This is a genomic window from Actinoplanes sp. NBC_00393, from assembly GCF_036053395.1.
GTDB lineage: Bacteria > Actinomycetota > Actinomycetes > Mycobacteriales > Micromonosporaceae > Actinoplanes.
On record NZ_CP107942.1, the window covers coordinates 3,270,000 to 3,282,510 of the forward strand.

Here is a 12,511-nt window from a genome sequence, read left to right on the forward strand (position 1 = left end):
TGAAGGAGCGGCCATGGTGATGCATCCGGGTGAGCCACACGACGCCGGCGTCGCCGGACGGCTGAACTGGCTGCGCGCCGGCGTGCTCGGCGCCAACGACGGCATCCTGTCGACGGCGGGCCTGGTCGTCGGCGTGGCCGGCGCGACCACCTCGACCGGCGCCATCCTCACCGCCGGGGTGGCCGGTCTGGTCGCCGGCGCGGTGTCGATGGCGCTGGGCGAATACGTGTCGGTCAGCAGCCAGCGCGACGCCGAACGGGCCCTGCTGGCGAAGGAACGCCGGGAACTGGCCGAGTTCCCCGAGCAGGAGCTGGCCGAACTCGTCGAGCTGTACGAGGAGAAAGGACTCAGCACGGCGACCGCCCGGCAGGTGGCCCTGGAGCTGACCGCCAAGGACGCGTTCGCCGCGCACGCCGACGTCGAGCTGCACCTCGACCCGGACGAGCTGACCAACCCGTGGCAGGCCGCCGCAGCGTCCGCGGTCGCGTTCACCGCGGGTTCGCTGCTGCCGTTGACGGCGATCCTGCTGCCGCCGCCGCCGGTGCGGGTCGCGGTCGCGTTCGCCGTGGTCATCGCCGCGCTCACCGGCACCGGGTATCTGAGCGCCCGGCTCGGCGGCGCCCGGCCGGGCCGGGCCGTGCTACGCCTCGTCCTCGGCGGTACGGCGGGCCTGGCGGTCACCTACGGCATCGGCGCGCTGGTCGGCACCGCCGTCGGCTGACGGCTGCAGGGTCAGCTGCCCGGTTGCGAGCGCGTCACCGCAGGCCGTGCAGTGCACCTCGGCCACGAACTCGTGCCCGCAGGTGTGGTCGAAGCGCACCGGATCGGTGCCGTCTCTGAGGTGCTCGTGTCCCCACCGCTTCAGGGTGAGCAGCACCGGGGCCAGCGCCCGCCCGGCGTCGGTGAGGCGGTACTCGTATCGCGGTGGCCGCCGGCTGTACTCCTCGCGGGCGATCACACCGTGCTCGACCAGCTTGCGCAGCCGGGCGGTCAGGATGTCGCGGGGCGCGCCGGTGTTGCGGGCGATCTCGGTGAACCGCCGCTGCGCGTAGAACAGCTCCCGCACCGCCAGCAGGCTCCAGCGGTCGCCGACGACCTCGAGGGCGTCGGCGATCGTGCAGTCCCTGGGGCTCTTGTCGGCGGGTGCTGTCGGCATCCTCGAATTCTCACCCGAGTGGGTTGTGATTTCAAACCGACTCCTGGTTTGATTTTCCAACTCACTCATCGCTTGGAGGCGGGGATGACCCAACTGCTGACCGAAACCACGGATCCCGACGTCCTGGCGCCGGCGCAGGCCGCGAGGATCCTCGCCGGCGCCCCCTGGCGACGATTCGGCGTCTTCGGGGACAGCCTGTCCCTCGGCGTCGGCGACACCACGCCGGGCTACGACGGTCTGGGCTGGCCGGCGCGGGTCGAGCGGGCACTGCGGCGCGTCCACCCCGACCTGGCCTATCTCAACACCGCGAGGATCGGCGCGACCACCGTGCAGGCACTGCAGGAACAGGCGCAGCGGATCAACGAATTCGGCCCCGATCTGCTGCACCTCAACAGCGGCGCCAACGACATCATGCGGCGCACGCCCGACTGGGGCCGGATCGAGGACGACCTGCGAGCGATGTACGAGTGGGCGAGCTCAACCGGCGCCCACCTGAGCGTCTTCACCCTCGGTCGCGCGTTCGTGATCCCGGCCCTGCCTGACTTCGGCGAACGCGTCGCCCGCCTCAACGCCATCACCCGCACACTCGCGGCGGAGTACGGCGCGGTCGTCGCCGACTGCTGGGACCATCCGCTGAACGATCGGCCCGACCTGCTCAGCGCGGACCGAATCCACTTCGCCACCACCGGGCAGGCGGTCATCGCCAGCCTGCTGATCGAAGCGCTGGGAGAACGCCTGCGCTGAGACGGTTGCATCCGGTACCCAGGTACAGGCTTACCGTCGAACGGACGGCGCCGACGGCGCCCGAATCCGAGGAGGCCGGCATGTCATTCGTGGTTCCGGACGCGTGCACGCTGCCGACGGCCGAGCAGCCGTTACGGCTCGCCGAGTTCGACGCCTTGTTCGCCACCGCGGTGCGCGGCATCGACCTGGTGGACGCCACCCACGCGCGGCTGCGGCTGTCCGGCCCGGCCGGACTGGCGGCCACCGTGCGGGACCTGACCGCACGCGAGACCGACTGCTGCTCGTTCTTCACGTTCACCATCACCGAGGAACCGGATGGCGTGGTGGTGCTGGGCATCGAGGTTCCCGCGGCCTACGCCGACGTGCTCGACGCCCTGATCCGGCGGGCGGGCACGGTGTCCGCATCATGAGCGGGCTGTTGACGCTGTCCGAACTGGCCGATCGATCGGGCGTGTCCGTGCCGCGGCTGCAGCGCTTCGCCGAGGCGGACCTGCTGGCGCCGGCCCGGCAGGACGGTGATCGGTACGGCTACCCGCCGGCCGAAGCGGGCGCGGCACGGGTTCTGGCCGGCGCCGAGGATCTCGGCATCGATCCGCTCGTCACGTTCGGCGCGGGCTGGCGTGACGACGACTGCGCCGGAGCCCGGCTGCAGGCGGTGGCAGCCGCCCTGACGGGCGCGGCGCACGAGGGCCTCTGCGGGCAGGACTGCGGTTGTGCCACCGCGCTGTCGGGCGACGCCGTGGGCACCCTGACCGCGGTCGTCGGGCTCGGCGCCCGCTTCCCCACCGAGCAGGCGCCGTGAGCGGCGGGCTGCGCACCGGCGAGGTCGCCGAGCAGGCCGGCGTCAACATTCAGACGCTGCGCTACTACGAGCGGCGCGGGCTGCTGGCCGAACCGCACCGCTCGCTCGGCGGGCACCGCCTCTATCCGCCCGACACCGTCGCCCTGCTCCAGGTGATCAAGGCGGCGCAGCGGCTCGGGTTCACCCTCGACGAGGTCGCTGAACTGCTCGACGCCGGCCGGCGCCGGCATCCCGGTGCGGACCTGCGGCAACGCGCGATCGACAAGATCGGCGAGATCGACCGGAGGATCGCCGACCTGACGACGATCCGGGCCACGCTCGCCGAAGTCGTCGAGGCCCGCTGCGACAGCCTCACCAACTGCACGTGCTCCGACTGCCCGATCCCGTACCTGACAATCGGCTCCGCCGACCGAGCTGCCGGAGAGAACGAATGAGCCAGTCCATCCGTACGCCCGTGGTGGCGCACGATGACGAACACCGCGACCGCCACCAGCACGCCGACAACAGCCCACCGCGACGCAGCCGGATCGCCGGCGGGCTCGCCGCCCTGGCCTGCGCGGCGTGCTGCGCCTTGCCGTTGCTCATCGCCGCCGGCGTGCTAACCGGGGCCGGCGCCGCGCTGCTGGAGAAGACGCTGCTCGCCGTCGCCGCCGGCCTCACCGCCCTGGCACTCGGGATGTGGTGGCTGCACCGGCACCGCAGCGCCCGGCGTGCCGCGGCGGGCTGTGGTTGCGGCTGTTGAACCTGGCCTATCACCTCCGCACGCCCCGCATCGCCGCCCCGGTGAGCACACTGGCGAAACCGGCGGCGATCATCCAGAGCGTCGCCGAACCGGTGACCGGCAGCTTCTCCTTGCTGGTGTCCTCCGCGACGGTCAGGTCCAGCCGCAGCGCCCGGAAGTTGCCGAACTTGTCGACACCGGCCGCGACGAACGAGTGTTTGCCGAGGCTGAGACCGTCCGGCACCTGGATCTCCGTCTCGAAGGCGCCGTTGGCGTCGGTCGTGACGGTGCCCAGAACGCGCGGCTCCGAGTAGACCGCGAGGGTCACCTCGGAGAACGGCGCATAGCCGCTACCGGACATCGTCAACGTCCCGCCCGGCTCCGCCGAGGTGATCGGGCCGTCCGGGGTGATCAGCGGTTCGTTGGTCTCCGGCGGCGCGGTGGGCACGGTCAACTCGGTCGGCACGACGGCATTCGAGGACGGCGAGGCCGCAGACTCGCCGGCGGCCGAGAGGGCCACCACATTGAATCGGTACGCGGTGCCGGCCGCACCACCCACCACACAACTCGTGGCGCCGGTGGTGGAACAGCTCGCCCCGCCGGGTGAGGCCGTAGCCCGGTAGCCGGTGATCGTCGCGCCGTTGTCGGCGGGCGGGTTCCACGACACGGTGATCGACGCGAGGCCGGCGGTGGCCGAAACCCCGGTGGGCGCGAGCGGCGCCACCAGATCCGGCGTCGGAGACTCGGACGGGCTCGTTGTCGGTGCCGTCGTCGGCGCCGGCGAGGTGACCGTCGGCGCGGTGGTCGGCGGTGTCGTGGGCGGTGTGCTCGTCGGCGGTGCGGTGGTCTTCGACGGAGCCGCAGACGTAGGCGCTGCTGACGTGGGCGCCGCAGTGGTGGGCGGCACAGTCGTCGGCACCGTCGTGGGTGCCGCGGTCGTCGGCGGCAGGGTCGTGGGTGCCGCAGTCGTCGGCGGCACGGTCGTCGGCGGCGCGGTCGTCGGTGCAGCCGAGGTAGGCGGCGCTGCGGTCGGCGAAGCCGACTCTGACGGCTCCGGGGTCGGAGGTGTCGTCTCGGGTGTGGCCGTCGGCGTCACCAGCACGGTGGAGTGTGGCCCCGCATCGACGCTGTTGACCGCACGAACCCAAACCTCCAGCTCTTCGTCGTTCACCAGGCCGGTCAGCGTGGCCCCCAGCTTGTCGGAGTCCTCAATCGGCGTGAACTCGATGACGTCCCACCGTGCGCCGCCGTTGGTACTCACCTCATACCTCAGGTTGCCGGGGTCGCCGCCGTCGCCTCCCGGCATCAGGTACAGCAGCGCCGACGTGTTGCCGGCCACGGCCCCGAACGTGTCCAGCGGCTGCGGTGGTTCCAGGAGGGAGACCGGAAACTCCATACTCTCCGGCATGGGCTCCCCGGCTTCGTCGACGGCGCGCAGCCGCAGCCGGTACACGGCAGGCCGCAGACCGACCAGAATGCCGCGGACCAGGCCGTCCAGCGGATCATCGCCGAAGCTGAGGTCCTGCCACTCCTCGCCGTTGAGCTGCACCTGGTAGCTGCTGGCACCGGCGACCTCGGTGAAGCTGAGGGTGATCTCGCGGTAGCCCATTCGCATCCACACAACCGTCGGTCGATCCGCGGGAACATCCGTCGGGACGACCATGCCGAACGTGTAGACCCCGGCGCCCGTGTCGTTCGTCGCCCGCACCCGAATCCAGGTCGGCTTGTAGTTGGTCAGACCTTCGACCGTCGCCGTCAGCATGACGACGCCCGCGTTGGCGGCTTCCGCGCCCTCACTCGCTTCCGGTTCCGGTTCTGCCTCCACTGACGGTTCCGGCCCCGCTTCCGCAGACGGCTCCGGTTCTGCCTCCGCTGACGGCTCCGGCTCTGCCTCGGCAGACGGTTCCGGCTCCGTTTCCGCTGACGGTTCCGGTTCTGCCTCCGCTGACGGCTCCGGCTCTACCTCGGCAGACGGTTCCGGCTCCGCTTCCGCCGACGGCTCCGGCTCCGCTTCCGCAGACGGCTCCGGCTCTGCCTCCGCTGACGGCTCCGGCTCTGGGCCCGGGCCTGGCTCCGGTCCCGGGTTCATCTCCACGACGGTGAGGGGCTGCCACACGCCGCCGGTGCTCACCTCGTAGCCGGAGATCTCCGAGTCGCCGGCATCCTCGGGCGTGAGAAACATCAGCGCCGCCGACCCATTATCCGGCCGCACACCGAGCGGGCCGGGAGAACCAGGCAGGTCCGCGTCCGCCGTGACGATCCTGCTGGCGGCAACACCGGGGACGAAGTCCTGTCCGTCGTACTCCTCGGTGGTGGCGCGCACGAACACCTCCGTGGGCGTGTCGTTCTCCAATCCCCCGACCACCACCTCGACCTCGCCGGAGTCCAGCTTCACCCCGGGAACATTCAGCCAGGTCACGCCGTCGGACGAGACCTCCCAGCCGCTGACAGTGGCGCCGTTGTTGTCGCCCGGGGTGAACGCGAGCGTGGCGGCTCCGTTTCCCGGTACCGCCTGGAGCCCGGTCGGCGCGTCCGGCGGCGCGTACGGATGGACCGAAAAGGACATCTCGCTGGCGGCGGAGCGGCCGGAGCGGTCCGGCGCTTCGGTGTTCGTCGCGTGCACGTAGAAGGCGTAGTTCGTGCCGTTCTCCAGCCCCGCGATCTCACAACTGGTCTGGGCCGTCTCACAGGTCAACCCGTCGGCCGGGTCGAAGTTGTTGCCGTTCTCCAGGAACGTGCTGACGATGTAGCTGGTCACGGGCGCGCCACCGTTGTCGTCGGCCGCCTCCCAGCTGACGGTCACCTTCCCGTCGCCGGGCACGGCGTCGACCCCGGTCGGCGCTTTGGGCAAGGCCCGAAACACCAGGGAGGTGATCGGCCCGCCGAAGTAGAGCTCCTCGGGCCCCAACTCACCGTCGATCACGGGAGAGGCGCTACCGTCGTCCATCGCCACGAAGAGTTCGCCGCTCTCGGCCAGCGCCAGCGACACCGGAATGCTGCCGGAGGCCTCGATGACCTGCTCCGGGTCCTCATCGGCACTCACGGAGAAGACCTTGCGGGTGTCGTTGTCCGCGACGTACAGAACGCCTGCACGGTCGACCGCGAGATCGTTCGCCACCACATCCTCCATCACCGGCGTCGACCCGTCGGGGTCATACCGGTAGACGGTTCGGGTGGTCCGGTCCGCGAAGTAGACGTCAGCGCCGTTGCGGCTGACGGCGATTGAGACCGGGGCAAGGCCCGGCGTGGCCAGTGGGTGCTCCGCCCCCGCTTCCGTACGCTTCACGATCTTGTGCTCGGCGGCGGAGGCCGCGTAGAGGGCCTCGCCGTCGTCCACCGCGATGTCGTCGACACTCAGCGGACCGAGGAGGAGATCGTCGCCGACAGTCATGTCGTGGTTGATCTCCAAGACGCCCTGGTCGTCACCCAGCGTCGCGGCGACGTAAACCGAACCGTTCCGGGTCACGGCGACCGACTTCGGCGCGGTGACGGAAAGTTCGTCGATCATCCAGCCGGGACGGAAACGGACGACCCGGTCGCCCACGACCAAATACGCTGCCATGTCGCCGTCCGAGACGCTCGGCGTGTCGGCCGAGACCGAGACCGTGGCCGTGGCCGTGGCCGCTGTCACCAGCCCCGTCAGGCAAGTGACGAGCAGGACGAGCAGCACGGCACAATCGCGCCGCGGAATTGTTCTGACCATTTCCGCATTCCCCACCGTGAATGTCGGCTCCGAAGCCGCGCTAGGTCACGTTATTGCGGCGCAAAGCGGCAACGGCGGCAAATGGCGAAAAGTGGAATGGCCGCAAGGGGCATCCTGGTTCCGAAAGTTTCGGCCAGTCCGACGGCGAAGATCGTCGATGAAGGCGCTCTAAGCCCAGAAAGCAAGGCCTGAGCTGCAACTAGCACATCCGGTTGTTCCGTGGACACATCGAAAGTTGTTGACAACGCCCGCCGCGCTGGTCGACAGTAGGGCATCGACGACAGCGAGCCTCCACCGGCAGTCGTCGACCCCCGCCCCACCGCCCGTCCCCAAGCAATTCGGTATGACGCCGGCCGCGGATGGCGCCACCAGCCACCCGGGTGCCGGCGCGTACCGCGCTGCCTGGTTCCCCGCCAGGCGTCACCAGGAGGTAACGCATGCACGACGCTCCGAGCCGCGCGAGAAACCGCCTGAAAATGCTCGCCGGCGCTACGGCCACCATCGCCATGGCCGCCGGCGCAACGGCGCTGGCCGTCACCGCCCACGCCGACGTCAACCGGGCGGTGGCCGCGGCCGCCAACTGTTCGGCCGGCTACGTCGCCCTGACTTTCGACGACGGGCCGAACACCGGCACCACCAACCAGCTCATCAGCACGCTGCGTTCGGCGGGTGCGACCGCCACCGTCTTCCCGACCGGGCAGAACGCTTCGAACAACGCTTCGCTCATGCAGGCGTACAAGAATGCCGGTCTGCAGATCGGTAACCACAGCTGGGACCATCCGCATCTGATCACGATGAGCCAGAGCCAGATCCAGTCCCAGTTGTCGCGCACCCAGCAGGCGATCCAGCAGACGGCCGGCGTGACGCCGACCGTGTTCCGCCCGCCGTACGGTGAGACCAACGCGACGCTCAAGTCGGTCGCGTCCTCACTCGGGCTGCGCGAGGTCATCTGGGACGTCGACTCCCAGGATTGGAACAACGCCGGCGCCAGCCAGATCCGCCAGGCCGCCACCCGTCTGACGAACGGCCAGCTCATGCTCATGCACGACTGGCCGGCCGCGACGATCCAGGCACTGCCGGGCATCCTGCAGGACCTGCAGGCCCGCAACCTGTGCACCGGGCACATCTCGTCCAGCACCGGCCGGGCCGTCGCCCCGGCCGGAAGCAACCCGGGCGGCGGCACCGGCAGCTGCAGCGTCTCGGTCACCCGCGGCACCGACTGGCCCGACCGGTTCAACGTGAACCTCGCGGTCGGCGGCAGCAACACCTGGGTTGTACGGATCGCGCTGGCCGGCGGCCAGAGCCTGCAGAACAGCTGGAACGCCTCGGTCACCGGCACCTCCGGCACCGTGACGGCGCGCCCCAACGGGGCGGGCAACAACTTCGGGATCACCGTCTACAAGAACGGCAACACCAGCACACCCACCGCCAGCTGCGCCTTGAGCTGACCCGCGCGCAGGGGACCGGCGGCTGCACACCGCCGGTCCCCTGCCATACAAACCAGGACGCAGGGAAGGCGGGCCCGTGCTGACGGAGATCGCGGACGGGGTGCTGGTCCACCAGAGCGAGTTCATCCAGAGCAACGCCGTCATCGTGCAGGGCAGCGCCCGGGGGTGCTGCTGATCGACCCGGGCGTGCAGGACCACGAGATGGCCTGCCTCGCGGACGATCTGTCGTCGTCCGGCCGTACCGTGGCGGCGGGTTTCTCCACGCACCCGGACTGGGATCATCTGCTCTGGCATCCGCGCTTCGGCGCGGCCGCTCGTTACGGCACGGCCCGCTGCGAGGCGGCTGTCCGGGCTCAGCTGGCCGAGCCGGGCCTGGTTCCGACCGGCATCGCCGACCAGGTTCCCTCGATCTGCTCGGCCTGATCATCGCCCTGCCCGCCGGGACCGCCGAGATCCCTGGGACGGCCCGCGAGTCCGGATCATCGAGCACCGAGCGCCGGCGCACCGGCACTTTCCAGGATGGTGGGCAGCAGGCCGGGGAACCGGCGTTCCACCTCGGCGAGCCGCAGTTCGCAGCGGCGGAAGCGGCCCTGCTGGCTCACTCGCACGAGGCCGCCACGAGTCAGGATCTTCAGGTGGTGCGAGAGTGTCTGGCCGGTCACCGGCACCTCGATGGGGCCGTGGATGACGCCGCCTCGGTCGGCGAGCTGCCGGATGACGTCGAGCCGCACCGGGTCGCCGAGAGCATCCAGCATGGTGTCCAGGTACACGTCGTCGAGATGGGGATGTTCCCAGCCGCGGGGGCGCCTTCGCCGTACGCCGTCGATCATCAGCGCCCCACCTTCCCGACGGTTACTGCCTCTGTTCAAAGAGTCGCTGGATCGACTGCGATAGTTCCCGCGGAGTCTGACCGCTTCGGCGTCAGCCGACTGCCGCACGCCGGCCCGGTGCCGCGTCCCGCAGAGCGGTGATCAGATCGTCGCGGGCCCGCGCGACCCGGGACCGGACCGTGCCGATCGGGCACTGCGTCAGCTCCGCGACCTCGGCGTAGGACAGGCCGACGATCTGGGTGAGCACGAACGCGTCGCGGCGCTCGGCTGCCAGGCCCTCGATCAGGCCGGCGAGCGCGTGGTGCTCTTCGAACCGGGGCTGATACCACGGTGGGGTTTCCTCGATGCTGACCAGCAAGTCCATCGGGCCCGCCACGCGGGGCCGCCGGGCCGCGTGGCGCAGATGGTCGATCGCGGCGTGGCGGGCGATGGCGAACAGCCAGGTGCGTACCGAGGACCGTCCGGCGAAGCGGGGCAACGCGCCGACGGCACGCAGGTATGTCTCCTGAGCCACATCCTCGACGTCGGCAGGCGGCACGAACGAGGAGAGGAATCGCATGAGGTCGCGCTGGGTGGCGCGGACGAATGCGGTGAGGGCTTCGCTGTTGCCGTCGACGGCGTCGCGTACCAGTGCGGCCAGCGCATCGCCGCTCCAGTCCGGGTTCGAGCCGGTGACGCCCGGCTCGGGCGCGCTCACCGCGGCCACCGCACCGCTGCCGACGCGCAGCCCATGCGCCCTCCCCTTTGTTGTTCTGTCTCCCTGTGGTCGTTTGCGGCGGCCGGCCGTGATCAGCTTCCGGCTGCGGCGCGCCGCCGTCCGGACACGTACAGCAGCGCGGTCACCGCGACGAGGAGCGCCCCGGTCGCACCGAGCCCCGCCAGCACACCGGCCGGGACGCCGCCCGTGGCCTCGTCCGCGTCGGGCGCGGCGGCAACCGCCGATGCAGACGCGGCAGGCAGGTCCGGGTCGGCGACGGTGTACGGGTAGGAGCCCTGGACGGTGTGCCCGTCGACCGACACCACCCGGTAGGCGACGGTGAACGTCCCGTTGGCCGGCGGTCCGGTGAGAGTCACCCGGCCACGGACGTCGTCCACCACCACGTCCGACGCCGGCAGCCGCTGTTGCGCCGCATCGCTGACGACGATGGTCGTGAAGTCGGGGTTGAGCCGCTCGTTGAACTCCAGCGTCACGACGCTCGGCGCCTCGGCCAGTGTGGCGTCCCGGGTGGGGACCGAGGCGACGAGCTGGGCGTGTGCCCAGGCCGAGGTGCTGGGCGCGAGCACGGCCAGCACCGCGGCGAGGGCGAGCAGGAGCCGTCTCATGCCAGCACGTGTTCGCCGATCCAGCCACCCTCGGCGCAGCCGGGCGGGATCGCGAACACGGCCGAGCCGATCGGGGTGATCCATTCGTTGAGCAGGTCCTTGTCGGCGAGGCGCTGCTGGATGGGCACGTACTGTTCGACGATGTCGCGCTGGTAGGCCGCGAAGATCAGCCCGGTGTCCGTGGTCCCGGCCTCGTCCGGCACGCCGTCGTAGTTGTACGGCCGGCGCAGGATCTTCAGCTTCGGGTCTTCGATGCGGGCCCGGGTGACGTGCGAGAAGTCCGGCATCTTCGGCAGGCCGAACTCGTCGAGCGCGGCGAAGTCGGGCTTGTCGTGTTCCAGGGTGCCGCTCAGCGGAGCGCCGGATTCCAGGCGCCGGCCGACAGCGTTCTCCTTGTCGGTCACCGACAGTTTGTCCCAGGTCTCCATCTCGGCGCGGACCCGGCGTACCACCAGTGTGGTGGAGCCGTCCGGGTTCCACACCGCCGGATCGATCTCGGCGCCGCGGGGGTTCGCCGTGCCGTCGAGTTGTCCCATGACGTTGCGCTGGGTGTGCTCGGGCGCGTGGACACCGGGGCTGCGCCGGAAGCCCTGCTGCACCCAGCGGACCGCCGCGAACGGCCGGGCGTCCTTGATCAGCATCCGCTGGGCGTGCGCGACGGTCAGCGGGTCGTCGGCGCAGATCTGCAGCAGCAGATCACCACCCGACCAGCGGTCCTGCAACCGGTCGATCTTGAATTTGGGCAGGTCCGCGACCGGGGACTTCAGCCCGGCCGCCCGGTAGAGACCCGGGCCGAACCCGAAGGTGACCGTCAGCCGGGCCGGCAGCACCGCCAGCGGCGCGTCGGTGTCCCCGAGCGCGGGGACACCGCGGGTGAGGCGGGCGGCGTCGTCGGAGAGCAACCGCAGCAGCCGCCGCAGCGCCTCGCGGTCGGTGCCCGCCGCCAGCGTGAGAGCCACGAACGACGCGTGTGCCGGTGGATCCTCCGCCACCCCGGCCTGACGTGGGCCGTGGAAGGCGACCGTCGCCGTACCGATCTGCGCGGCCGGGACGGCCGTCGCCGGAACCGGCGCCTGGCCCCCGCCGGCCGCGACGACACCGGCTCCGGCGATCGCGCCGACGCCGGCAACCGCACCCCCGGTGAGCAGGCGGCGCCTGCTCACCGGGGAAGGCCGGGTCGTCACGGCGCGCTGCTTCCCATCGGCATCGACATGCCCGGGTCGTAGCTCTCCTCCGCGCCGGCGAACGGCTTGGCGACCGCGGTGAACGGCACCGACGTACCGTCGGCGAGCTTGAGCGTGAACGACACCTCCGCGCCGGCCTCGATCGCCTGGGCCGGCTTCATCAGCATCAGGTGGTCACCGCCGGGAGCCAGTTCGTGGCTGCTGTTGGCCTTGACGACGAAGCCGCCCTTCTTCGGCTGCATGACCATCTTGCCGCCGTCCATCGTCATCTCGTGCAACTCCATCGGCGAGGCCGGCGACTCCGCCGCGGTGATGGTGATGTCCGCGGCGGTGTCGTTGACCAGCACACCGAACGCCGCCGTCATCACACCCGCTTCGGACGCCTTCACCCACGGGTCTTTGATGGTCAACGTGGTAGCCGTGCCGGCCGTCGGTGCCGGGCTGGGCCCCGTTCCAGTGGCTGACTCGTCGCTGTCACCACAACCGGCAAGGCCGAGAGTGCCCAGCGCGCCGACCAGTACGGCCGCCGTGAGAATGTTCCGGCGGGAGCCGCGGAAGAACCTGGTTCGCATGATGTCCGTTCCTCGAAGGGGGTCTGCA

16 protein-coding genes are annotated in these 12,511 nt (G+C 70.7%); 9 read left to right on the top strand and 7 right to left on the bottom strand.

The window, feature by feature from the left end:
- Positions 1-13: 13 nt before the first annotated feature.
- Positions 14-721, top strand: coding sequence for a VIT1/CCC1 transporter family protein (locus OHA21_RS15405; protein ID WP_328474525.1), 708 nt, complete (start codon positions 14-16; stop codon positions 719-721).
- On the opposite strand, the gene OHA21_RS15410 is transcribed toward OHA21_RS15405, so the two are convergent.
- Complete coding sequence (locus tag OHA21_RS15410; RefSeq protein WP_328474527.1) at positions 641-1,156, bottom strand: winged helix-turn-helix transcriptional regulator; 516 nt, start codon at positions 1,154-1,156, stop codon at positions 641-643. The two genes, OHA21_RS15405 and OHA21_RS15410, sit on opposite strands and share 81 nt — an antisense overlap.
- Before the next feature lie 84 nt (positions 1,157-1,240).
- Here OHA21_RS15410 and OHA21_RS15415 point away from each other — a divergent pair, with 84 nt between their 5' ends.
- The 5 genes from OHA21_RS15415 (at position 1,241) to OHA21_RS15435 (ending at position 3,444) form a co-directional block, all read left to right on the top strand.
- Entirely contained in the window at positions 1,241-1,900 is a 660-nt protein-coding gene (locus tag OHA21_RS15415; protein ID WP_328474529.1) for an SGNH/GDSL hydrolase family protein, read from the top strand.
- A gap of 80 nt (positions 1,901-1,980) precedes the next feature.
- Entirely contained in the window at positions 1,981-2,310 is a 330-nt protein-coding gene (locus OHA21_RS15420; protein WP_328474531.1) for a hypothetical protein, read from the top strand.
- Positions 2,307-2,702 carry a hypothetical protein gene (locus tag OHA21_RS15425; RefSeq protein WP_328474533.1) on the top strand — a complete coding sequence of 132 codons (396 nt, stop codon included), beginning with the start codon at positions 2,307-2,309 and terminating at the stop codon, positions 2,700-2,702. Before OHA21_RS15420 ends, OHA21_RS15425 begins: the two co-directional genes overlap by 4 nt.
- Positions 2,699-3,136, top strand: a complete 438-nt coding sequence (locus OHA21_RS15430) for a MerR family transcriptional regulator (RefSeq protein ID WP_328474535.1) — start codon at positions 2,699-2,701, stop codon at positions 3,134-3,136. The genes OHA21_RS15425 and OHA21_RS15430 overlap by 4 nt, the downstream gene beginning before the upstream one ends.
- Positions 3,133-3,444, top strand: a complete 312-nt coding sequence (locus OHA21_RS15435; protein ID WP_328474537.1) for a hypothetical protein — start codon at positions 3,133-3,135, stop codon at positions 3,442-3,444. Before OHA21_RS15430 ends, OHA21_RS15435 begins: the two co-directional genes overlap by 4 nt.
- A 10-nt stretch (positions 3,445-3,454) precedes the next feature.
- Here the strand turns inward: OHA21_RS15435 and OHA21_RS15440 are convergent, their stop codons facing one another.
- Complete coding sequence (locus OHA21_RS15440) at positions 3,455-6,985, bottom strand: fibronectin type III domain-containing protein (protein WP_328474539.1); 3,531 nt, start codon at positions 6,983-6,985, stop codon at positions 3,455-3,457.
- On the opposite strand from OHA21_RS15440, the gene OHA21_RS15445 reads away from it, so the two are divergent.
- The 3 genes from OHA21_RS15445 to OHA21_RS15455 all read left to right on the top strand — a co-directional run bounded on the left by OHA21_RS15445 (position 6,984) and on the right by OHA21_RS15455 (position 8,997).
- Entirely contained in the window at positions 6,984-7,298 is a 315-nt protein-coding gene (locus OHA21_RS15445) for a hypothetical protein (protein ID WP_328474541.1), read from the top strand. The genes OHA21_RS15440 and OHA21_RS15445 overlap by 2 nt on opposite strands.
- A 265-nt stretch (positions 7,299-7,563) precedes the next feature.
- On the top strand, positions 7,564-8,574 hold the full coding sequence (locus OHA21_RS15450) for a polysaccharide deacetylase family protein (RefSeq protein WP_328474543.1): 1,011 nt from the start codon (positions 7,564-7,566) through the stop codon (positions 8,572-8,574).
- Positions 8,575-8,739: 165 nt separating this feature from the next.
- Positions 8,740-8,997, top strand: a complete 258-nt coding sequence (locus OHA21_RS15455) for a hypothetical protein (protein WP_328474545.1) — start codon at positions 8,740-8,742, stop codon at positions 8,995-8,997.
- A gap of 56 nt (positions 8,998-9,053) precedes the next feature.
- Here the strand turns inward: OHA21_RS15455 and OHA21_RS15460 are convergent, their stop codons facing one another.
- The 5 genes from OHA21_RS15460 to OHA21_RS15480 form a co-directional block, all read right to left on the bottom strand.
- Positions 9,054-9,404 carry an ArsR/SmtB family transcription factor gene (locus OHA21_RS15460; protein WP_328474547.1) on the bottom strand — a complete coding sequence of 117 codons (351 nt, stop codon included), beginning with the start codon at positions 9,402-9,404 and terminating at the stop codon, positions 9,054-9,056.
- Positions 9,405-9,495: 91 nt separating this feature from the next.
- Positions 9,496-10,044: a sigma-70 family RNA polymerase sigma factor gene (locus tag OHA21_RS15465; protein WP_442875165.1), complete on the bottom strand. Its 549-nt coding sequence runs from the start codon at positions 10,042-10,044 to the stop codon at positions 9,496-9,498.
- A 149-nt stretch (positions 10,045-10,193) separates the two neighbouring features.
- Positions 10,194-10,727, bottom strand: a complete 534-nt coding sequence (locus OHA21_RS15470) for a copper resistance CopC family protein (RefSeq protein WP_328474551.1) — start codon at positions 10,725-10,727, stop codon at positions 10,194-10,196.
- Entirely contained in the window at positions 10,724-11,890 is a 1,167-nt protein-coding gene (locus OHA21_RS15475; RefSeq protein WP_328478425.1) for a Dyp-type peroxidase, read from the bottom strand. The genes OHA21_RS15470 and OHA21_RS15475 overlap by 4 nt, the downstream gene beginning before the upstream one ends.
- Positions 11,891-11,907: 17 nt before the next feature.
- On the bottom strand, positions 11,908-12,483 hold the full coding sequence (locus tag OHA21_RS15480; RefSeq protein WP_328474553.1) for a copper chaperone PCu(A)C: 576 nt from the start codon (positions 12,481-12,483) through the stop codon (positions 11,908-11,910).
- Positions 12,484-12,511: the final 28 nt, after the last annotated feature.